The organism is Cryobacterium tepidiphilum (assembly GCF_003716325.1).
Classification (GTDB): domain Bacteria; phylum Actinomycetota; class Actinomycetes; order Actinomycetales; family Microbacteriaceae; genus Cryobacterium; species Cryobacterium tepidiphilum.
In genome coordinates this window covers 42,109-61,971 of record NZ_RDSR01000014.1, presented here as the reverse complement: position 1 = coordinate 61,971, position 19,863 = coordinate 42,109, and the positions used below count along the sequence as shown (strand labels likewise).

20 protein-coding genes and 3 tRNA genes are annotated in these 19,863 nt (G+C 68.7%); 7 read left to right on the top strand and 16 right to left on the bottom strand.

Annotation, left to right across the window (positions count from 1 at the left end; genetic code table 11):
* Positions 1-72: 72 nt before the first annotated feature.
* Positions 73-1,089, top strand: a complete 1,017-nt coding sequence (locus EEJ31_RS09445; protein WP_233563829.1) for a proline racemase family protein — start codon at positions 73-75, stop codon at positions 1,087-1,089.
* Complete coding sequence (locus tag EEJ31_RS09440) at positions 1,086-2,009, top strand: ornithine cyclodeaminase family protein (protein ID WP_123046048.1); 924 nt, start codon at positions 1,086-1,088, stop codon at positions 2,007-2,009. The genes EEJ31_RS09445 and EEJ31_RS09440 overlap by 4 nt, the downstream gene beginning before the upstream one ends.
* A gap of 18 nt (positions 2,010-2,027) precedes the next feature.
* On the opposite strand, the gene EEJ31_RS09435 is transcribed toward EEJ31_RS09440, so the two are convergent.
* Positions 2,028-2,660 carry a DNA-3-methyladenine glycosylase I gene (locus EEJ31_RS09435; RefSeq protein ID WP_123046047.1) on the bottom strand — a complete coding sequence of 211 codons (633 nt, stop codon included), beginning with the start codon at positions 2,658-2,660 and terminating at the stop codon, positions 2,028-2,030.
* A 103-nt stretch (positions 2,661-2,763) separates the two neighbouring features.
* Between EEJ31_RS09435 and EEJ31_RS09430 the strand changes: the two genes are divergently transcribed.
* Complete coding sequence (locus tag EEJ31_RS09430; RefSeq protein ID WP_123046046.1) at positions 2,764-3,384, top strand: dihydrofolate reductase family protein; 621 nt, start codon at positions 2,764-2,766, stop codon at positions 3,382-3,384.
* Between the two features lie 5 nt (positions 3,385-3,389).
* Here EEJ31_RS09430 and EEJ31_RS09425 read toward each other — a convergent pair whose 3' ends face one another.
* From EEJ31_RS09425 to EEJ31_RS09415, 3 genes are all read right to left on the bottom strand, one after another.
* Positions 3,390-3,668 carry a DUF2277 domain-containing protein gene (locus tag EEJ31_RS09425; protein ID WP_123046045.1) on the bottom strand — a complete coding sequence of 93 codons (279 nt, stop codon included), beginning with the start codon at positions 3,666-3,668 and terminating at the stop codon, positions 3,390-3,392.
* A 104-nt stretch (positions 3,669-3,772) separates the two neighbouring features.
* Positions 3,773-3,846 (bottom strand) — tRNA-Met (locus tag EEJ31_RS09420).
* A 35-nt stretch (positions 3,847-3,881) separates the two neighbouring features.
* Positions 3,882-3,953: transfer RNA gene (locus EEJ31_RS09415), tRNA-Thr, on the bottom strand.
* Positions 3,954-4,084: 131 nt separating this feature from the next.
* Between EEJ31_RS09415 and EEJ31_RS09410 the strand changes: the two genes are divergently transcribed.
* Positions 4,085-5,863 carry a glycoside hydrolase family 13 protein gene (locus EEJ31_RS09410; RefSeq protein WP_123046044.1) on the top strand — a complete coding sequence of 593 codons (1,779 nt, stop codon included), beginning with the start codon at positions 4,085-4,087 and terminating at the stop codon, positions 5,861-5,863.
* Positions 5,864-6,054: 191 nt separating this feature from the next.
* Here the strand turns inward: EEJ31_RS09410 and EEJ31_RS14250 are convergent, their stop codons facing one another.
* The 5 genes from EEJ31_RS14250 to EEJ31_RS09385 form a co-directional block, all read right to left on the bottom strand.
* Complete coding sequence (locus EEJ31_RS14250) at positions 6,055-7,374, bottom strand: M23 family metallopeptidase (RefSeq protein ID WP_148040157.1); 1,320 nt, start codon at positions 7,372-7,374, stop codon at positions 6,055-6,057.
* Between the two features lie 186 nt (positions 7,375-7,560).
* A complete protein-coding gene (locus EEJ31_RS09400) occupies positions 7,561-8,394 on the bottom strand; it encodes an inositol monophosphatase family protein (RefSeq protein ID WP_123046042.1) in 834 nt (277 codons plus the stop codon).
* 71 nt (positions 8,395-8,465) lie between these two features.
* Positions 8,466-9,851, bottom strand: a complete 1,386-nt coding sequence (locus EEJ31_RS09395; protein WP_233563828.1) for a permease prefix domain 1-containing protein — start codon at positions 9,849-9,851, stop codon at positions 8,466-8,468.
* The gene (locus EEJ31_RS09390; protein ID WP_123046041.1) at positions 9,848-10,210 is read right to left on the bottom strand and encodes a PadR family transcriptional regulator; all 363 of its coding nucleotides are present in this window, start codon (positions 10,208-10,210) and stop codon (positions 9,848-9,850) included. Before EEJ31_RS09390 ends, EEJ31_RS09395 begins: the two co-directional genes overlap by 4 nt.
* A gap of 89 nt (positions 10,211-10,299) precedes the next feature.
* On the bottom strand, positions 10,300-10,716 hold the full coding sequence (locus tag EEJ31_RS09385) for an arsenate reductase ArsC (protein ID WP_123046040.1): 417 nt from the start codon (positions 10,714-10,716) through the stop codon (positions 10,300-10,302).
* Between the two features lie 107 nt (positions 10,717-10,823).
* Between EEJ31_RS09385 and EEJ31_RS09380 the strand changes: the two genes are divergently transcribed.
* The gene (locus EEJ31_RS09380; protein WP_123046039.1) at positions 10,824-11,174 is read left to right on the top strand and encodes an ArsR/SmtB family transcription factor; all 351 of its coding nucleotides are present in this window, start codon (positions 10,824-10,826) and stop codon (positions 11,172-11,174) included.
* A 28-nt stretch (positions 11,175-11,202) separates the two neighbouring features.
* Complete coding sequence (locus tag EEJ31_RS09375) at positions 11,203-12,555, top strand: FAD-dependent oxidoreductase (protein WP_123046038.1); 1,353 nt, start codon at positions 11,203-11,205, stop codon at positions 12,553-12,555.
* Here the strand turns inward: EEJ31_RS09375 and EEJ31_RS09370 are convergent.
* Both EEJ31_RS09370 and EEJ31_RS09365 read right to left on the bottom strand, forming a co-directional pair.
* The gene (locus EEJ31_RS09370) at positions 12,504-13,427 is read right to left on the bottom strand and encodes a patatin-like phospholipase family protein (protein ID WP_123046037.1); all 924 of its coding nucleotides are present in this window, start codon (positions 13,425-13,427) and stop codon (positions 12,504-12,506) included. The genes EEJ31_RS09375 and EEJ31_RS09370 overlap by 52 nt on opposite strands.
* Positions 13,428-13,684: 257 nt before the next feature.
* Positions 13,685-13,766: transfer RNA gene (locus EEJ31_RS09365), tRNA-Tyr, on the bottom strand.
* 97 nt (positions 13,767-13,863) lie between these two features.
* Between EEJ31_RS09365 and EEJ31_RS09360 the strand changes: the two genes are divergently transcribed.
* Complete coding sequence (locus EEJ31_RS09360) at positions 13,864-14,352, top strand: YajQ family cyclic di-GMP-binding protein (RefSeq protein ID WP_123046036.1); 489 nt, start codon at positions 13,864-13,866, stop codon at positions 14,350-14,352.
* 157 nt (positions 14,353-14,509) lie between these two features.
* Here EEJ31_RS09360 and EEJ31_RS09355 read toward each other — a convergent pair whose 3' ends face one another.
* From EEJ31_RS09355 to cpaB, 5 genes are read right to left on the bottom strand one after another with little or no spacing between them, the layout of a single operon-like run.
* Positions 14,510-15,364: a type II secretion system F family protein gene (locus EEJ31_RS09355; RefSeq protein WP_123046035.1), complete on the bottom strand. Its 855-nt coding sequence runs from the start codon at positions 15,362-15,364 to the stop codon at positions 14,510-14,512.
* A gap of 9 nt (positions 15,365-15,373) precedes the next feature.
* Positions 15,374-16,333, bottom strand: coding sequence for a type II secretion system F family protein (locus EEJ31_RS09350; protein WP_123046034.1), 960 nt, complete (start codon positions 16,331-16,333; stop codon positions 15,374-15,376).
* Positions 16,330-17,802, bottom strand: coding sequence for a CpaF family protein (locus EEJ31_RS09345; protein WP_407643228.1), 1,473 nt, complete (start codon positions 17,800-17,802; stop codon positions 16,330-16,332). Before EEJ31_RS09345 ends, EEJ31_RS09350 begins: the two co-directional genes overlap by 4 nt.
* The gene (locus tag EEJ31_RS09340; RefSeq protein WP_233563827.1) at positions 17,799-19,127 is read right to left on the bottom strand and encodes an AAA family ATPase; all 1,329 of its coding nucleotides are present in this window, start codon (positions 19,125-19,127) and stop codon (positions 17,799-17,801) included. Before EEJ31_RS09340 ends, EEJ31_RS09345 begins: the two co-directional genes overlap by 4 nt.
* Positions 19,124-19,855, bottom strand: coding sequence for a Flp pilus assembly protein CpaB (gene cpaB / locus EEJ31_RS09335; RefSeq protein ID WP_123046033.1), 732 nt, complete (start codon positions 19,853-19,855; stop codon positions 19,124-19,126). The genes EEJ31_RS09340 and cpaB overlap by 4 nt, the downstream gene beginning before the upstream one ends.
* Positions 19,856-19,863 lie beyond the last annotated feature (8 nt).

Sequence of the window (19,863 nt, the reverse complement as noted above, 5' to 3'; positions counted from 1 at the left end):
GGCGAATCGAACTGCTCGCCCACAGGCATCCCGAGTCACTACGATCATGATATGTGGCACATTACTTCTCGGGTGCGAACTGTCGATTACCACACCGCAGGTGAACCGTTCCGCATCGTGCCGGAGGTGCCCGTCGATATCGCGGGTGCAACCGTCGCCGAGCGGCGCGTGTTCGCCCAGCAGTCCGGCGACGTCGACGCCATTCGGCAGCTCCTGGTGCGGGAACCGCGCGGCCATGCCGACATGTACGGCGGGTTCATCGTTCCTCCCGACGATGACGGGGCGGATTTCGGTGTGCTCTTCTGGCACGGCGACGGCTACTCGACCGCCTGCGGGCACGGCACCATCGCGCTCGGCGTCTGGGCGGTGCAGAGCGGCCGGGTCGCCGCAGCCACCGACGGGGTGACGCCTGTCACGATGGATGTCCCCTCCGGCCGCGTCGTCGCCCACGTGCGCTGCGAGGCAGGCGTCGTCACCGGGGTGCTGTTCGAGAACGTGCCGTCCTACCCGGTGGCCCGCGGCATCGAGGTGGCCACGAGCGTCGGACCCGTCGAGGCCGACCTCGCCTTCGGCGGCGCGCTGTACGCGAGCGTGGAGGCGAAGGCGCTGGGCCTCTCCGTCGTACCGGCGGACTACGTCCGGCTGCTGCAACTCGGCCGGGAGATCAAATGGGCGCTGAACGACAGCCGGCTGGCGCGGCATCCGCTCGACGACCGGTTGAGCGGCGTCTACGGAACCATCATCTACGACGACCTCGGCGACTCGCCCGAGGGACCACACCAGCGCAACGTCACCGTCTTCGCCGACGGCCGGATCGACCGCTCCCCCTGCGGGTCGGGCAGCGCGGCGCGCATCGCGCTGCTGGCCGACGCCGGCCGCCTGGCTCCCGGGCAGGTGCTCACGCATGACTCGATTGCGGGCACCCGGTTCCTGGGGCGGGTGCGGGGCCCGGCCTCTGTCGACGCCGGCTCCTCCGCGATCAGAGGCGCGGTTATTCCGGAGGTGGAGGGGATGGCGTACCGCACGGGCGAACATGCGTTCGTTCTCGACCCGGACGACCCCATCGGCACCGGGCTGGTGCTGCGGTGAGCGCCGGGGCGCCCCGGTGGTTCGGGGCCGACGACGTCTTCGCCCTCGGTTTCGAGGGCGCGGTGCGCGCGGTGCAGGACGCGCTCCGGGGCGGCGTCGATCCGGCGTCCGACTTCCACCGCGGGGTGCTCGACGTCACAAACGGCCAGCTGCTGCTGATGCCGAGCGAATCCCGCGACTTCGTGGGCGTGAAGGTCGCCACGGTCGCACCTGGCAACGCCGAGCGCGGGCTCGAACGGATCCAGGGCACTTACCTGCTGATGGATGCCGCCACGCTCACCCCGACCGCCCTCCTGGACGGCGCGGCGCTCACCACCCTGCGCACCCCGGCGGTCTCGGCCGCCGCCGCCGACCTGCTGGCGCCGGCGGCGACCCGGCACCTCGTCGTCTTCGGCTCCGGGCCACAGGCGCTCGGGCACGTGCAGGCCATCCGGGCGATCCGGAGCATCGAGCGGGTGACCGTGGTGGGTCGGAACGCGTCTCGGGCGCAGGAGCTCGTGGAGCGGCTCGGCGTGGAGGGCCTGGACGCCCGGGTGGGGACGGTCCATGCCGTGGCCGACGCACAGGTGGTGGTCTGCGCGACGACGGCGCGGCATCCGTTGTTCGATGGCACGCTGGTGGCGGATGACGCGTGCGTCGTCGCCGTCGGATCACACGAACCGGGCGTGCGAGAGCTGGACTCAGCGCTGATGGGCCGCGCGCAGGTCGTCGTGGAGGACCGGGCGGTTGCCCTGCGCGAGGCGGGCGACGTGATCATGGCGGTCGACGAGGGCACGCTGGACCCGTTCTCGCTTGTTCCGATGCGCGACATCGTGACCGGCGCCCTCGCGGTCGACCGCAACCGCCCGCGCGTGTTCAAGAGCTCGGGGATGTCCTGGGAAGACCTGGTGGTCGCCTCCGCGGTCGTGCGGAGCGGCTGAGCCGGGCCGGGCTCGCGGTCACTCGCCCGGCCACACCCCGGAGGTGCCGCGGCGGTGGCTGCCGACGAGGTGCGTGTCGACCATGCCGATCGCCTCCATGAGCGCGAACATCGTTGTCGGGCCGACGAACGCGAAGCCCTTCTTTCGGAGCGCCTTCGAGAGGGCGACGGACTCCGGAGAGGTCGTGGGCACCTCCGCGTGCGAGCGGGGGCGCGGCGTTTCGGGAGGCTGGAACGACCAGACGAAGTCGGCGAGTCCGCCCTCGTCGCGGAGAGCGACGGTCGCCTTCGCGTTGGTGACCGCGGCGAGGATTTTCAGCCGATTGCGCACGATGCCGGCGTCGGCGAGCAACCGGGCCACGTCGGCATCCGTGAACTCCGCGACCACGTCGGGGTCGAAGTTCGCGAATGCGGCGCGGAACGCGGCCCGCTTGCGCAGGATCGTCGCCCACGACAGGCCGGCTTGGAACGCCTCCAGGCTCAGTCGCTCGTAGACGCCGTGCTCGTCGCGCACCGGCAGGCCCCACTCCGTGTCGTAATAGGCGCGCAGCATCGGGTCGACGGATGCCCACAACGGCCGGGCACGGCCATCGTCGCCGACGACGAGTCCGGCGCCGGTCGCGGCTTGTTCAGTCTCGGTCACGCCATCCATTGTCTCGTGCGTCACCGACGGGAGTCACCGGGGCGGCCTTGACACGCACCGGTGTGCGTGACCACGATTGTCGCCCAGGCGGGGGATTCAAAGGAGATAATCCATGACCGGACGCATACACATCGACCTGTTCACGACCCTCGACGGAGTCGCGCAGGCTCCCGGTGGCCCCGAAGAGGACACGGAGGGGGGATTCGCCTTCGGCGGCTGGCAGGCACCGCTCATCGACGACACGGTCGGTGCGCAGGTGGACGAGGGGATCACGGCCATGGACGCCCTGCTGCTGGGCCGGCGCACCTACGACATCTTCGCCGGCTACTGGCCGCACCAGCTTGACAGCGGAGCTGGGGAGATCGCCCGGAAGTTCGACTCGATCCCGAAGTACGTCGCATCGCGCGGCACGCCCGAACTCAGCTGGCGTGACTCGCACCTGGTGGGCGGCGACCTCGACGAGGAGCTGTCTGTGTTGCGGGAGCGGCACCGCGAGATCCACGTGATCGGCAGCATCGACTTCGCCCGCACCCTCGTGGCGCGGAACCTGTTCGATCAGTTGAACCTCTGGGTGTATCCCATCGTCGTGGGTGCGGGCAAGCGCCTGTTCACCCACGACGGACCGCCCACCTCGTTACGGCTGCTCTCTGCCGGCGCGCCGTCGGAACACGGCGCCGTGCTGCTGCGCTACGCGCCGACCGGTTCGGTTCCCGCCACGGGCGACATGACCTGATCGCGCTACGCCGCCGCGTATCTGCCGGACCTGACAGCGCGTGCCCGCGCCTTGTCCGCCTCCTCTTCGCGGTTCTTGGGCGGCGTCGTGGCGACGAGGTCGTCCAGCAGGTGCTGCGTCAGGTGGGCGATCTCCTCCACGGCCTGGTCGAATGCCGCCTGATTCGCTTTCGACGGCTTCGTCGTCCCGGCGATCTTGCGCACATACTGCAGGGCCGCGGCGTGGACCTCGTCAGACGAGGCGGCCGGCTCGAAATTGTGGAGCGTGTGAATGTTCCTGCACATGCGCCGACTCTAATCCGGACCACCCCGATGTGGCCAGCGTCGCCGGCGAACACCGCCCCAACGCACGAATCCCCCGGAACCGTTGGATTCCGGGGGGGGTTTTGTAGCGGGGGCGGGACTTGAACCCGCGACACCACGATTATGAGCCGTGTGCTCTAACCACCTGAGCTACCCCGCCACGACCGGGTCCGGTCGAAACCAGTACCAAGCCTGAGCCCCCTGTGGGAATCGGACCCACTACCTCTTCCTTACCAAGGAAGTGCTCTACCAATGAGCTAAGGGGGCAGCGTCTCCGCGCGGGAGACCGCTGCCGTTTTGGCAACCGGTACAGAATATCATCACTCCGGGCCACCCGTAGACCGCGCGCGCGTACCCCGGTTTTCGCGTCGGCGGCACCTCGACGTAAGGTGGCGCACATGGCAGACACGGCAACAGACACTGCAGAGCGCGCGGCATACGGGGAGGCGACGCACACGACCGCCGGACCTGCGGTGGACGCGGCGCCAAGCCCCGCGAGCGACTCGTCGCCCTCGGAGTGGTGGCGCACCGCGGTCATCTACCAGATCTACCCGCGCTCCTTCTCCGACGCCGACGGCGACGGCCTCGGCGACCTCGCCGGCATCACCCGCCGGCTCCCCGCCCTCGCCGACCTCGGCGTCGACGCCATCTGGCTCTCCCCCTTCTACCCGTCGCCGCAACGCGACGCCGGGTACGACGTCGCCGACTACTGCGGCGTCGACCCGCTGTTCGGCACCCTCGCCGATTTCGACCGGATGCTGGAGCAGGCCCATGCACGCGGCATCCGTGTGATCGCCGACCTGGTGCCCAACCACACCTCGAGCGACCATTCCTGGTTCCAGGCTGCGCTCGCCGCCGGACCGGGAAGCGAGGAGCGCGGCCGCTACATCTTCCGTGACGGCCGGGGCGAGAACGGGGAGCTGGCGCCCAACAACTGGCAGTCGGTCTTCGACGGTCCGGCGTGGACCCGGGTCACCGAGGCCGACGGAACGCCCGGCCAGTGGTACCTGCACCTGTTCGACTCGTCGCAGCCCGACCTGGACTGGGAGAACCCATGGGTGCGCGAGCAGTTCCGCGGAATCCTGCGGTTCTGGCTCGACCGCGGTGTCGACGGGTTCCGGGTGGATGTGGCCCACGGCATGATCAAGGCCGCCGGCCTTCCCGACTACACGCCGCCGGCCGAGGGCGGCAGCATGGGCGGCGGGACCGCCACCCTCGAGCCGGGGATGAGCGAGGAACCCGCCGACAGCCCGCCGTACTGGGGCCAGGCAGGCGTGCACGACATCTTCCGCGACTGGCGCACGATTCTTGACGAATACCCGGGCGAGCGCATCCTTGCCGCCGAAGCCTGGGTGTCGCCGCTCGCCAAGGTGGCGGACTGGGTGCGCCCCGACGAGATGCACCAGGCGTTCAACTTCCCGTACCTCGAGACGCCGTGGGCGGCCAAGCCGCTCCGGCAGGTCATCGACGAGTCGCTGGCCGCCTTCTCATCGGTCGGTGCGCCGAGCACCTGGGTGCTCTCCAACCACGACGTGGTGCGGCACGCGTCGCGCCTGGCTGTCACCGCCACGAACCTGCAGGGTCACGGGCTGGGGCCACGGTCGAAGGGGCTCCCCGACCCCGTCGTCGGCCTGCGGCGCGCCCGCGCCGCGACCGCGCTCATGCTCGCGCTGCCCGGCTCCAGCTACATCTACCAGGGCGAGGAGCTCGGACTCCCCGAGGTCATCGACCTCCCCGACTCCGCCCGCCAAGACCCCACCTGGTTCCGCAGCGGCGGCGAGCGCTATGGCCGAGACGGATGCCGCGTGCCGATCCCCTGGGAAGCCGACGCCCCGTCATATGGCTTCGGGCCCACGGGCGCCAGCTGGCTGCCCCAGCCCGCCGAGTGGGCCCGGTTCGCGCGCGACGTGGAGGCCGGGGACCCGGGCTCGACGCTGGAACTGTACAAGCGGGCGCTGCGTCTCCGTCGCGAGCACGCTCTCGGCGCGGGCAGCCTGCATTGGCGGGGCGGCTTCGGCGACGAGGTGCTGGCGATCGGCAACGGCGACGTGACGGTCGTCGCGAACACCGGAACGGCATCCGTCGCCCTGCCGTCGGGCGAGGTGCTGCTCGCGAGCGAGGCGATCACCGGTCGCACCCTCCCGCCCGACACGACGGTCTGGCTCGCCCGCCCCTGACCCGCCCCTGACCCTCGTCCGGCCCCGCCCCGCCCCGCCCCGCCGCACGCGCCCGTTCCCAGCGTGAGGGGACAGCTTTACCTAGTCGTCTCGAGCCGGCACTAGGTAAAGCCGACCCCTCACGGGGCGCGGGCGACGCGGCGGGCGCGGGCGACGCGGCGGGCGCGGGCGGCGAGGCGGCGGGTGACGGGTCAGTCGACGTGCGCGTAGAGCCACTCGAGCGGGTCGACGTACGTTCCGTCGATGCCGCCGATGCGGATCTCGAAGTGCAGGTGGGGCCCGGTCGACATGCCGGTGTTGCCCGTGTAGCCGATGACGTCGCCGACCTTGACGTGGTCGCCCTCCCGGAACTGCATCGAGCCGTGCTCCATGTGGGCGTAGACGCTCGAGACCAGCTCGCCGTCGATGTGGTGGTCGATCACCATGTGCACGCCGAGGCTGCCCTCGCCATCCTCGGTGTAGTGCACGACACCGTCGGCAATCGCCTGGATCGGGGCGCCGAAGCCGGGGTTGAAGTCCTGGCCGTGGTGGTTCGCCGAGCAGCCGGCGCAGTCGCGATAACCGAAGTGGTCGCCGATGTGCACACCGACCGCGAACGGCCACTGGATGGTGCCGTTGGGGTTGTTGGTGAAGTCTGCTTCCAAGCGGATGCCGCTGGCCGCCGCCACCTCCGCGACCGTCTGCGACTCGTAGCCGTCACGCTGCACGGAGATGATGTCGGGGCCGCTGGCGAGGTTGAGGGTCTGCGAGGGCGCGCCCGCGTCGGTCTGCCGCGCGGCGACGGCGGCGGACTGCACGTCCTCGAACGAGAGGAGCGCCTCCGCGGGAACGGACGTCGAGACGGCCATCAGGGCGACGATCGTCATCGCCGCCACGGTGACGCCCTTGGCGGCGCCACGGCGGGTCGGCACCCAACGTGTGCGGGGCGGACGCGTGCGGTGGCCGGCGGCCGGCCGAGCGGAACGGGCGCGAGCGCGGCGCTGGGTGACAGACTGCGCCTCGGCCGGTGCGGTCGTCTGAAGCAGGCCCGGCACGTCCAGGGGCGCAGGCGCCGCCGGCGCGAGGCTGACCACGGGGGTCGCGATGATCGGCAGCGGAGCGGTGGCGGGAAGCGACACGGACGCTGCTGCGTGAGTGCTGCGGGGCGCCGGGACGGTCGAGAGCACCGCCCCTTCCGCGGACTCCTCCGACTCCGTCGCGCGTCGCGCGCTCCGGAGCGCCGCGCGGGAGGGCAGCGGGATCTCCGTCGTACGGGTCGGCACGCCCGTGAGCACGCGCTCGTAGTCGTCGTGGTGGGCATCCGCCGACGCCGGGGCCGCAACCTCGCGGGGGGTGTTTTCGACGGTGTCGGCGATCTCACGAGGCACGACGCTCTGCTGCCGGCGTTCACGCTCTCGCAGCTCGCGGCGCGAGAGGGGCCGCTCGGTCGACGCGGTGACTCCCTCGATGACGATCGCGGCAGTCGTCGGCGTCGTCGCCTCCGTCATGCCCTCCAGGGAGGGTTCACTCACACCGGCAGCCGGTGACGAGGAGTGACGTGACAAAGTGAGGTCTTTCGGTGGACGCTGGCAACGGTGGATCTCATTCCGGCCGGGCTCCGAAATAACGACTTCATAAAGGTTAACCCGCCCTCCCCGTCTTCGCCAAGACGACGCCGGAGGATCACCCCCGAAGCGGGGGTTCCCGCATGGGGGACATCATTCCGTGTCGTCGTCGTCCTCCATGAACGTGCGGAACAGACCGGCCAGGACAGGCTCCATCGTGCCGTAGAGATCGGGCGCGGCCGCGATCAGAAGGTCGCTGCCCTCGCGCCGGCCGTCGAAGCCGCCCACCTTCGCCCCGGCTTCGCGGGCGACGAGCGCGCCGGCCGCGAGGTCCCACGGGTTCAGGCCGCGCTCGTAGAACAGGTCGAGGCGGCCGGCCGCGACCGCGCACAGATCGAGCGACGCAGCGCCCAGGCGACGGATGTCCCGCACGCGGCCGACGAGGCTGCTCACGACATCCGCCTGTCGCACCCGCCGCTGCGCGCTGTACGAGAAGCCCGTGCCGACCAGCGCGAGGGGCAGCTGCACACCCTGGTTCACCGCGATGGCACGACCGTTCAGGAACGCTCCCCCTCCCGCTGCCGCGGTGTACATCTCGTCGGCCGTCGGGCTGAACACCGCGCCGACGAGCGTGTTCCACGTCGCCGGGTCCGGGTCCCCCTCGACCAGGGCGATGCTGACCGCCCAGAACGGAATGCCGTAGAGAAAGTTGACGGTGCCGTCGATCGGGTCCACCACCCAGGTGAGCCCCGAGGAACCGGTGCTCGCTTCGGACTCCTCCCCGAGGAAACCGTCGTCGGGGCGGGCGTCGGCGAGGAAGTCACGGATGAGCTCCTCGGTCTCGCGGTCGGCGTGGGTGACGATGTCTTCCGGCGTGGACTTCGACGCCGCGACCTGCACGCCTTCGCGTCGCCGCCGCAGGGCCAGCTCGCCGCCTCGAAGGGCGGCCTGGCGGGCAATGTCGAGAAACTCAGCCGGTGCGGTCATGCCTTCACCGTACCTGTGTGCCCGGCCGGCGGCATCCGCTCACCGAGCCGGGCTCACGCGACGCCCGCCTGTCAGGCGAACGCGAAAATGGGCGGGAACACCGCCACCACGATGGCCGCCCAGGCCAGGTAGATCGGCAGGTAAGAGGTCTGCCAGCGCTCGAGCGCCGGGTAGCGCACGGTGCCACGCACGAACCGCAGTTGCAGCCAGGCCGCACCGGCCAGGTTGACCAGCAGGATCAGGTTGAGACCCAGGGAAGCGAGCTTGTTGGCACTGGCGCCGTAGGCGTCGATACGGCCGATCATGGCGATCAGCACGAACAGGTCGACCACGAGCGCTGCGGCGACCATGACCAGTTGCAGGGTGTCGAACCAGCCGGCCGGGCGCTCGGGGTCGCGCGCCGACATCGAGTACAACAGCAGGCCGACGGTCACGATGAGCACCACGTCGAAGATGATCAGCAAGTCGCGCTGGCTGTCGATGAAGTCGTGCTGCACCACAGCGGATGCGATGAGCGCCAGCAGCATCAGGGTGAACAGTGGCGTGAAGAGCTTGGTCAGCACCGGGGCGATGTTCTCGATGACGCTCTGCTTGGCCTCGACGAGCCAGGCGGCGATGACGACCGCGCCGGTGGCACCGCACGGGAGCATCCATTCTGCGACGAACTGCGACGCGTCCATGCCGATGGCGCTGAACACCCCGAGGGTGAGAGCGGCCAGCACTCCCCCACCGAGGGCGATGAGCACGAAGTAGACGACCCATTCGCCGGTGAAGCGGATGTAGTCCATGCGGACCCGGCCCGACCGCCAATCGCCGTTCACGTAGCCGATGCCGGTGACGATCCACAGCGCGACGGCCGCGTGCACCACGGCGAGCGGCTCGGTCGCGCCTGCCTCCGCGAACGGGTAGGCGTTCAGCACGACTGCCGCGGCGATGAAGAACGCCGCGACCGCGGCGACGGTCGCCGCGCCGGAGCGCCGGCGAACGAGGAAGTAGGCGGCGAGGAACGGCAGCACCAGGACGGGGGCGTTGCGCAGGTAGAAATCGGGGTCGCTGGAGAGGGTGACGCCGAACAGGGCGGGGAGTTTGAGGCCCACGCCGGCGGCGATCGCGAGCAGGAGTGCCGTCCAGAGTCCGGCGGGTTCCCGCCTGGCTGCGTGCGGCTCACCTATGACGAGCTGCTTCCACAGGCGTTCGGAGTGCTCGCGCGCGAACTCCCGTGACAGGTCGTCGATCCTGCCGAGGCGGCGCACGGCGACGAGGAACGCTTCGTCGGGGGCGAGGCCGGATGCCGTGAGCGCGTCGATCTGGTCGCGCAGGTGGGCTTCGAGTTCGTCCACGTCCGGCTGGGCGACCGCCGGGCGGTCGGCCATGTAGCTTCGCCAAAGCGTGATCTGCTCGTCGAGGCCCAGCTCGTCGCGACCCGCCTCGTCGACGCCCCGTTCGTCGTAGGTCACCACGCACCTCCCAACGCAAGCGAGGTGCCGCGGCCGTCGTGCCAGACGTGCTGCAGGGCTTCACCGACGACCGCCCACTGCTTGCGTTGCTCGGCGAAGGCGGCGGTGCCGCTCGCGCTCAGGCGATAGTGCTTGCGGCGACGCCCGCTGGGTGACTCACCCCAGGTCGACTCGATGTGGCCCAGCCGTTCCAGCCGGTGCAGCAGCGGATAGAGCATGCCGTCGCTCCATTGGAGTTCGCCGCCCGAGAGCTCGCTGACCCGCTGCAGGATCGCGTACCCGTACGACTCCCCCTCCGCGAGGATGCCGAGCACCAGCGGTGTCGCCGCCGCCGCCACCAGGTCTTTTCCGATGCGCATCCGCTGCCCCTTTCCACACCGTGACGTTCTACGTACCTAGAGCTGCAAGGTACATAGAACTACAAGGTAACAGTCAGGCGGCCAACTCGCTAGTGCTTCGCCTCGTCGGCGAGGATCTCGGCGAGGAGATAGCTGACGCGCTGCCTGATCTTGTCGCGGATGGGGCGCACGGCCTCGAGGGGCTGGCCGGCGGGGTCGTCGAGCTGCCAGTCCTCGTACCGCTTGCCGGGGAAGATCGGACAGGCGTCCCCGCAGCCCATGGTGATGACGACGTCGGAGTCACGCACCGCATCGGTCGTGAGGATGGCGGGCACGTTGTTCGCGATATCGATGCCCTCCTCGGCCATGGCCTGGACGGCGACCGGGTTGATCTGGTCTTTCGGCTCGGAACCTGCGGACAGGACGTCGACGCGGTCGCCCGCCAGCGCCCGCATGAAACCGGCGGCCATCTGGGACCGCCCCGCATTGTGAACGCACACGAAAAGCACACTGGGCTTCGTGGCCATCGGGCACCTCGCTTTCTTCTCCTGAGACCTGTCGGGCATCGCTTGCGCCCAGCATATTTACGAATGTGAATATTGACAAGCATCGATGCACCGGGCATCATCGCACTATGAGTTCAACGATGGGCCTTCCGGTCACCGATGTCACCGCCTGCTGCGCTCCCCTCAGCCGTGAATCGCTGTCGCCGGAGAACGCGGAGGCACTGGCGCGGTCGATGAAGGCGCTGGCGGACCCGGCACGGCTGCGCCTCGTTTCGCTGGTCGCCGCCCACGACGGCGGCGAGGCGTGCGTATGCGACCTCATCGAACCGCTCGGGCTCTCCCAGCCGACCGTGTCACACCATCTCAAGATCCTCACCGAGGCGGGCTTCCTCACCCGGTCCAAGCGCGGCCAGTGGGCGTATTACCGCCTCGCGCCGGGCGCGCTCGACTCCCTGGCCCGCCTGCTCGTCACCATCTGACCTTCGCCGACAGAAAGAAGAAACCGTCATGACGCTCACCGAAGCGCCCGCCCCCGCGCTCACGGCGCACGACCGGCTCACCGGCCTTCCCGTCGCCGTCATCGGCGCGGGCCCGGTGGGGCTCGCGGCCGCCGCCCAGCTTCTGGAGCGCGGAGTCGACACGATCGTGCTCGAGGCCGGCGCTTCCGCCGGGGCAGCCGTCGCGGCGTGGGGCCACACGAGGTTGTTCTCGCCGTGGGAGTACCTGATCGATGAGGCGGCCGCCCGGCTCCTGGCCCCGACAGGCTGGCAGCCGCCCTCGTCCCGTCACCTCCCCTTCGGCCGGGAGCTCGTCGAGGAGTACCTGAAGCCGCTCGCCGCCACGCCCGAACTGGCACCGCGCATCCGTTATGGCAGCACGGTCACTGCGGTCAGCCGCCAGGGCATGGACCGCACCCGCTCGACCGGCCGTGCCGGCACGCCGTTCCTGATCCGGGTCGAGAACGGGGACGGGCACGTCGAGCAGCTGCTGGCCCGGGCCGTCGTCGACGCGTCGGGCACGTACTCGACCGCGAACGGCCTTCTTGCCAGCGGGCTGCAACCGGCCGGCCGCGACACAGCACGGGCGCACGTGACCCACGCGCTCCCCGACGTGCTGGGCGCCGACCGAGAGCGCTTCGCGGGCAGGGCGGCGCTGGTGGTCGGCGCCGGCCACTCTGCCGCCAATACCCTGATCAAGCTTGCGCAGCTCGCCGGGCAGGCACCGGGCACCACGGTGACGTGGGCGATTCGAAACGCGAGTCCGGTGCGCGTGTACGGCTCTGAGAACGACGACCTCGAGGAGCGCGGACGGCTCGGCAGCGTCGTGCATGACCTCGTGCGCGCCGGAAAGGTCACCCTGGTCGACCGGTTCGAGATCGACGACGTCGAGGCAACGGATGACGGGCGCGTGCGGGCCCTGGGCAGGCGCGGGCGCGAGGTGGAGGCCGTGGAAGCCGACATCATCGTGAACGCCACCGGCTTCCGCCCGAACACCGACATGCTCCGCGAACTCCGCGTGCAGCTCGACGAGGTCGTGGAAGCACCCGTGAGGCTCGCGCCCCTCATCGACCCCAACCTCCACAGCTGCGGCACGGTGTACCCGCACGGCGTCGCCGAGCTCGCCCACCCGGAGGCGAACTTCTACATCGCCGGCATGAAGAGCTACGGGCGCGCCCCCACGTTCCTCCTCCTCACCGGCTACGAGCAGGTCCGATCCATCGCCGACGAGCTCGCGGGCAACAGCGAGGCGGCTCGCCGGGTGCAGCTCGTGCTCCCCGAGACGGGAGTGTGTTCGACGGATTCCGGGCGTCACTCCCAGAATGCTGCGAGCGGCTCGGCGAGCGCTGTGCCCTGCTCATAGCCCCCTCGTGCGGCCTGCAGGCGCGTCGACGGATCCATCGCATTGACGTTGAAGACGTCACCCGCGCCGTCATCCGGAAACACGGTCTCAACCCTGCTGCCCCCGGCACGAAGTTCGGCGACCTGGGTAGCGAGGTCCATGCCCCACTCCAGCGGCATGCGTGACCTGCCGCCGAACGGCGACAGCACGAGCACCCGTCCGCATCCCGCCGCCAGGTCGGCGTTCTCACTGCGTCGGTACCCGCCGTTGATGTACCGGTGATCGCCGATCCGGTATGCGCCTCCGAAACCGTTGCTGGTGCTGGCCGCGACCGCATCCACGAGGTCGATTCCGCTGTGGCTGTCGAACACGACCGGTTCACCCGATCGGGCATCGACCGCCGTGATGAGCACTGGCTGCTGCGGCCAGTGCTGGCTGGGAAGCCGAGCCGCAACGACGTCGCGCCACCGGGACGGGCCGGAGCCGTTGGACGCATCCGTTTCGAGGGCAGCGGCGCCCATCCGGCGACGCATGTCGGACGCATCCTCGGCAGAACCGATGATTCCGTTCGACCACTCCATGTAGGTGTGCCCGGAGGGATGGGGAGCGCGTCGCGCCTGCGGTCCGGCGTCGCTGGCCCGCAGTGGGGGAACCTCGGCGAGAATTGCCGCGTACAGGTCTGCCGGCCGTGTGCCGCTCGTGACCTGGGCTGCCACGGTGGATCCTGCCGATGTGCCGATGATCAGGTCGGCCCGGGTCACATCCAGCCCGGCTTCGCACAGGCCGGCGATGAGGCCGATCTCCCACGCGTTGCCTGCCGCTCCGGCGCCGGCAAGCACCAGGGCCCGCTTGTCTGGCCCGCCGTTGGGCCGTGAAGAAAATGTTGTGTTCATGGGAGTCGCCCTTCGCGAATTGCCTGTCGGCACTCCCTGCTGCGACTACCTCAGTCGCGTGATCCTGTCCTGCAGGGGAGCGCCATTACGGATACTGCGTACATGGGTCTCACCTCCTGCCGAATGGATCACGATCACGGGAATGATCGCACACCCACGCCGACCCGCGCAATCGTTTCGCCTCTGAGCCAGCCCAGCGCTCTGTGCTGAGCCGGCATGAAAAAAGCCACCGGAATCCGGTGGCTTTTTTCATCCTGTGGCGAGTGAGGGATTCGAACCCCCGAAGTCTACGACGGCTGATTTACAGTCAGATCCCTTTGGCCACTTGGGTAACTCGCCATGCGCCCGCAGGCGCCGGTTAAGGATACCGGTTCCGAACCGCTGCCGGAAATCCTCGCCCTCACCTGCGGAACGGGTGCCGCCTAGAATCGGGTGCATGGCTGATTCAACGTTTGACATCGTGAGCAAGGTCGACCAGATGGAGGCGGACAACGCGCTCCACCAGGCCCAGAAGGAAGTCGCACAGCGGTACGACTTCAAGAACGTCGGGGCGTCGATCGAGCCGAGCGGCGAGAAGGTGCTGATGAAGGCCACGAGCGAGGAGCGGGTCAAGGCCATCCTCGAGGTCTACGAGGCGAAGCTCATCAAGCGCGGCATCTCACTCCGCAGCCTCGACGCCGGCGAGCCCTTCGCCTCCGGCAAGGAATACCGCATCGAGGCGTCGATGAAGGCCGGCATCGACCAGGAGAACGCGAAGAAGATCAACAAGATCATCCGCGACGAGGCGCCCAAGAGCGTCAAGAGCCAGATCCAGGGCGACGAGATCCGCGTGAGCTCGAAGAGCCGCGACGACCTGCAGTCCACCATGGCGCTGCTCAAGGGCAAGGACCTCGACGTCGCCCTGCAGTTCGTGAACTTCCGCTAGGCAGTCGCTTCGGGGCCATATCCCACACACCACCCTGGGCAACGGCTTCCGCGGCATTCGTGGTGCTCCGACATAGCCAGTTCCGGTCGAGACCGACGGGCGCGCCTGGCGGTCTCGACCGGAACGCTCCGTCTCGGCGAGCGGGGCGCTCTTCCCCCTAGAAGAACGCCTTCGCGATGCCGATCACGGCCGGGGTGAGCAGCACGATGAAGAGCACCGGCAGTATGCAGAAGACCAGCGGGAAGAGCACCTTCACCGGCACTTTCATGGCCTTCTCCTCCGCGCGCTGCCGGCGACGCAGGCGCATCTCCCCAGCCTGCACCCGGAGCACGTCAGCGATGGCGAGCCCGTAGGTGTCGGCCTGGATGACAGAGCGCGTGAAGCGACGGAGGTCGGCCGACGTGGTGCGCTCGCCGAGTGCGAGGTAGGCATCCTTCCGGGTGCGGCCGATGCTCATGTCCTGCAGGGTGCGGATGAACTCTTCCGCGAGCGGCCCATCGCCGTTCGTCGCGGCCTTCGCCATCGCACCCTCGAAGCCGAGTCCGGCCTCCACCGAGATCGTCATCTGGTCGAGCGTGTCGGCCAGGGCCAGCTGGATCTTCTCCTGACGTTCCTGCCCCCGGCTCATCAGGAGCAGGTCAGGGACGGAGAAGCACAGGGCGGTCAGGGCGAGACCGAGAAGGAAGCGCAGCGGCACCGGGTCGCCACTGATCCACCACAGGGCGAGCACGGCGCCACCCGCCGCCGCGAGCGGCTTGACCATGACGACTTTGTCGACCGTCCAGCCGGCCGGGCGCCCGGCAAGCACATACTGGCGTTCCAGCCAGGTGAGATAGCCGCGAGGCGCGATCTTGTGGAGACTGTCTTTCACAGTGCCCCGGGGAACGACAGGTGCTGCTGCACCTTCCTCGATGGCGTGTTGCGGGGCTCGACCGCCGACCAGGATCCCTACGAGCGCTCCGAATCCGCCGGCGATCGCTATCGCTGCCGCTATGGCGATGAGTGATGGCATGGGTTCCTCCTAGAACTTCACTTTGATGACGGCGGCCATCCACACCGAGCCGACGATGAGGAGGATGGCGCCCACGACGAGCGCCGCAAGCCCGATGATGTTTTCCAAGAAGGCAGCGAAGTAGCCCGGGTTGGTCAGGAGGAGGAAGCCGCAGACGGCGATCGGCAGGAGAACCAGGATCCAGGCCGACAGCTTGCCCTCCGCGGCGAGCGCCTTGACCTGCCGCCTGATCTCGTTGCGCTCCCGGATCGTGTGTCCTACCTGGTCGAGTACCTCCGATAGGTTTCCACCCACCTCCCGGTTGATGGCGATGGCTTGTGCAGCCCATTTGAAGTCGTCACTACGCATCCGCTGAGCGGTGTTGTCGAGCGAATCGCCGAGGTCGCGGCCGAGCCGGGTCTCATTCACGACGCGGGCGAATTCCTCGGCTGTGGGTGATTCCGCCTCGTGAGACGCGGCATCCACGGCGCGGAGGAGACTGTGGCCGGCCCGAAGGCCACCGGAGAGCAGCGCGAGCGACTCATCGAGCTGCTCGGCGAACTTTGCTCGTCTCCCGCTTGTTCGCACGCCAACAACGACCTTGGCGCCGACCGGGCCGAGGGCAGCGAAGGCCACCATGAGGAGGAGGCTCCAGATCGTCCCGCGGCCGAGAAGCATGCCGACAAGCGCGAGAACGGCCGAGGCGGAAATCACCATGATGATGAAGCCGGACGGTTGCATCCGGATGCCGGCAAGTTCGAGCTCGTGCGTGCTGAATGCCGGACGCCGACTATGCCGCAGCGCTCGGTCGATGACGCCCAACGTGCGATCAGTCATCACCGTCAGCGGTGACACATCGGGAATCGCTCCGGGTGCCCGCCGCCGCTCCAGCGGTACCAGGGGCTGCGCGGGGGCGACCACGAAGAACACAATCGCCAGGAGCGCGAGCAGGACCAGCGCGCAACCGGCGTAAAGCAGCGCCGGGTTCATCGCACACCCCTCGTGGCGAGGGTGGCCTGGAATACCGTCGGAGACAGTGGTAGTCCGAGTTCCGTGAAGCGGTCGGCGAAGCGAGGTCTCACACCGGTCGCGACGGCGGTGCCAAGCATCCGTCCGTCCGAATCCAACCCGGCTCGGTGATCGAAGACGAACGCGTCCTGCAGCGTGACGATGTCGCCCTCCATGCCCTGCACCTCGGTCACGTGCGTGATCCGACGGGAGCCGTCCTTCAGGCGGGTGATCTGCACGATCACGTCTATCGCCGAAGAGATCTGTTCCCGGATGGCGCGAAGCGGGAGGTCCATCCCGGCCATCAGCACCAGAGTCTCCAAACGGGCGATCGCATCGCGGGGCGAGTTCGCGTGCACAGTGGATATCGACCCTTCGTGCCCGGTGTTCATTGCCTGCAACATGTCGAGGCTCTCGCCGCCACGGCACTCCCCGATCACGATGCGGTCAGGGCGCATGCGGAGAGAGTTCCGCACCAGGTCCCGGATCGTCACCTCGCCCTTGCCCTCCGTGTTCGCAGGCCGCGATTCGAGGCGGATGACATGCTGCTGCTGCAGTTGCAGCTCCACGGCATCCTCAATGGTGATGATGCGCTCGTCTCCCGGTATGTACCCGGACAGCACGTTAAGGAGGGTGGTCTTGCCGGTGCCGGTTCCGCCGGAGACGATGATGTTGAGTTTGGCTTCGACACACGCGTGGAGCACGTCGGCCACGTCAGGGCTCATCGTGCCGAGGGCGATGAGATCGGACGCCGTCAGTGCCTGGCGGGAGAATTTGCGGATCGTGAGCGACGAACCGTCAACGGCGAGCGGCGGGATGATCGCATTGACGCGAGAACCGTCGGCGAGGCGGGCGTCCACGAGCGGCGACGACTCGTCGATGCGACGGCCCACCTTTGAGACGATCCGCTCGATGACCCTCCGCAGCTGCGACTCACTCGCGAAATGCACGCTGCTCTCAGTGAGGCGGCCACGCCGCTCCACGAAGATCTGCTCCGGGCCATTCACCATGATCTCAGTCACATCATCGTCGGCAAGCAACGCTTCGAGTGGCCCGTACCCGAGCACATCAGCGGCGATCTCCACGATGAGCCTCGCCTGCTCGTCGGAGTTCAGGGGCATCTGCTCGTCGGCGACAATTCCGGTGAGTTCGGCGCGTGCGTAGCTGTGCAGCTGCTCCTCGGAGAGGCTGGGGTCGTTGAGCCTCGCTCCGATCCGCTCGAAGAGGGTTTGCGACACCCGCTCTTTCAGTTCACTGAACGGGTCGACGACAGGTTCGACCTGCGACGGATGCGCAGCCACTGTCGCGGCAGCCAGGGGCGGCCTCATCGTGGTCAGCACGGAGGGAGCCGCTTCGGCCATGCGCGTCTTGCTTGCGGCCGGCTGCACCACGCGGGATGCCGGCCCCGCGGTGGTGGACGTGAGCGCCTCGACTCGATCGGTCAGTTTCACGCGACTACCACCCTTCTGTGAAGGCGACGCCGTTTCGGCGGCGCTGAGGAATCGAACCGTGCCACGAGACCGGCGAGGGCGGTGGCGGCCGGGTTCCTGCCGCCGGCCTGCAGGATCGGAATGCCGCGGTTGGTCGACACAACGACCAGCTTCGAGCGCGGGATGGCGAGATCGACCGGCACTCCGGTCGTCGCTTCCACGTCGCGCACGGTCAGCCCGCTCGTGCGATCGGCGAAGTTGAGTACAACGTGGCGTCGCCCCGGACTGATCCCAATTCGGGACAGCACGTCGAGGTTGCTTCGGAGTCCCCTCATGCTGGTGACCGACATGCCGCAGAGCATCACGGCGTCCGTGGCGGCGTCGAGAGCGGCGAGCGTGTGCTCCCCCAGGCCAGGAGCGGTGTCGACGATAACGAATCGGAACTCCTGCGCGAGCTGCTCGATGAGGTGGCCGAGTTGCTCTCCGGTGACACGGTCACCGTCGATCGGCGACTCCGCCCCGCACACCGTGTAGAAGCCACTGGGGTGGGACGTGAGCGAACTCTTCAGGACCATCGTGTCACTTGATGCTGCCCCGGAGACCGCGTCGGGAAGGGTTGATGACGGCGTGAGCGACAGGGCCGTCGCGACGTCGCCGAACTGCACGTCGGCGTCGACGAGCACGACCGAAAATGGGGCGATTTTGGCGAGGCCGACAGCCAGGTTGGTGGCTACGGTCGTCTTGCCCATTCCGCCCTTCGGCGAGACGACGGCGATGACCTGGCTCGGGATGCCGTCGGCCAGGTTATCCAGACCGGCTGTCGGTTCAGCGAGCGAGTCGTCGCCCGGCCGCCGGCTGATCTCGGAATCGCCCGACCTGTCGGCCCCTGCCTTGAACGACTCAAGCGAGGGATCGGCCGTGTGTTCCGATGATTCCACTGCCGCCACAAACTGAGCGGGCTCTGGCGCCGGAGCGGTGCCTCCGCGGGGCGCCCGGTCGACGGCCTCCAGCAGCGCCGCGTCGGAAGCACTGGGGCTCAGCACCGCCTGGACGGGCAGCTCGGTGGCCCATCTGCCCATGCCTCTTGTGCCTTCGGCGACAAGCATGATTCCCAGGCCGGGGTACAGAGTCCGAAGCCCGGCAGACAGCTCGTAGGTCTGTGCATAGGAAAGGGACGGCCCGAGCAGCGCCAGTTGCGGACGATCGCCGGCACGGAGCCTGCCGAGGGCCGCCATGGGCCCCTTCCCGAGGACATCGCCCATGATCGTCTCAAGGTCGTCGCCGAGCAGGGCCCGCAGCCGGGCCTCGAACTTGCGATTTCGGCTGACGAGGAGTGTGTGCGTCACGGGAACACCACCTTGCCGTTGACGACCCGCGAGCCCTTTTCGTTGGCATCCTCCGGCTCAAGCGTGAGCCAGACGGAGCCCCACTCCTGGCCCCACACCAGTTTCTCGATGTCCGGAGTCGTGAGGGCGAGGGTCACCATGATGGTGCTCGCCGGTTCGGCCGGCGTTTTCACGTCCTGGACGGGGGCCGTGGTCTCGCCCTCCTGCACGGCAGTGACGAGAACCTTGTGTAGCGCCTGCGCGGTCAACGGGTTGTCGGCGGCTCCCGGAGCCTTGTCGGCGGAGATCACTACGCCCACAGTGTCGCCCGGTTCCACCGCGCCTCCCACGACCTGCTCCACGCGGAGCGCGACCGTGACCGCCTGCTTTCCCACCGGAAGGGGAACATCACCGGCGGCGGCTCGCGCGGCGGGATCGACCCACCTGGAGGAGAGCAGCTGTTCGCCCGGTTTCAGGTCCACCTCCGCAACCTTGCCGGCGAGCGCGCTCAGCTTGGTGACGTGGCCTGGCGCGACGGCGCTAGCTTGGATCTTCTTGGCCGTGATGCTCTTCTGCGCCTGCTCGGCCGTGGTGCCCGCAGGAATCTCAGCGGTGACCAGAAACACGGGCACCAGCTCGGCACCCGCAGCCGCGCGGGCGTCTGCGCCCCGCACATAGCCGGTGAGTACGACCGTGCCGGAAAGCGCGAGCACGATCGCCAGGATCGCGCCGATGAGTCGGGTCTTCATATTGTTCT

What these genes read in the sequence shown, in the direction of transcription:
- EEJ31_RS09430 (WP_123046046.1), top strand. Translation starts at nt 2,764, where the DNA reads ATGACCGGACGCATACACATCGACCTGTTCACGACCCTCGACGGAGTC.
- EEJ31_RS09400 (WP_123046042.1), bottom strand. Translation starts at nt 8,394, where the DNA reads ATGACCGCACCGGCTGAGTTTCTCGACATTGCCCGCCAGGCCGCCCTT.
- EEJ31_RS09425 (WP_123046045.1), bottom strand. Translation starts at nt 3,668, where the DNA reads ATGTGCAGGAACATTCACACGCTCCACAATTTCGAGCCGGCCGCCTCG.
- EEJ31_RS09410 (WP_123046044.1), top strand. Translation starts at nt 4,085, where the DNA reads ATGGCAGACACGGCAACAGACACTGCAGAGCGCGCGGCATACGGGGAG.
- cpaB (WP_123046033.1), bottom strand. Translation starts at nt 19,855, where the DNA reads ATGAAGACCCGACTCATCGGCGCGATCCTGGCGATCGTGCTCGCGCTT.
- EEJ31_RS09390 (WP_123046041.1), bottom strand. Translation starts at nt 10,210, where the DNA reads ATGCGCATCGGAAAAGACCTGGTGGCGGCGGCGGCGACACCGCTGGTG.
- EEJ31_RS09435 (WP_123046047.1), bottom strand. Translation starts at nt 2,660, where the DNA reads ATGGATGGCGTGACCGAGACTGAACAAGCCGCGACCGGCGCCGGACTC.
- EEJ31_RS09360 (WP_123046036.1), top strand. Translation starts at nt 13,864, where the DNA reads ATGGCTGATTCAACGTTTGACATCGTGAGCAAGGTCGACCAGATGGAG.
- EEJ31_RS09355 (WP_123046035.1), bottom strand. Translation starts at nt 15,364, where the DNA reads ATGCCATCACTCATCGCCATAGCGGCAGCGATAGCGATCGCCGGCGGA.
- EEJ31_RS09375 (WP_123046038.1), top strand. Translation starts at nt 11,203, where the DNA reads ATGACGCTCACCGAAGCGCCCGCCCCCGCGCTCACGGCGCACGACCGG.
- EEJ31_RS09380 (WP_123046039.1), top strand. Translation starts at nt 10,824, where the DNA reads ATGAGTTCAACGATGGGCCTTCCGGTCACCGATGTCACCGCCTGCTGC.
- EEJ31_RS09350 (WP_123046034.1), bottom strand. Translation starts at nt 16,333, where the DNA reads ATGAACCCGGCGCTGCTTTACGCCGGTTGCGCGCTGGTCCTGCTCGCG.
- EEJ31_RS09370 (WP_123046037.1), bottom strand. Translation starts at nt 13,427, where the DNA reads ATGAACACAACATTTTCTTCACGGCCCAACGGCGGGCCAGACAAGCGG.
- EEJ31_RS09385 (WP_123046040.1), bottom strand. Translation starts at nt 10,716, where the DNA reads ATGGCCACGAAGCCCAGTGTGCTTTTCGTGTGCGTTCACAATGCGGGG.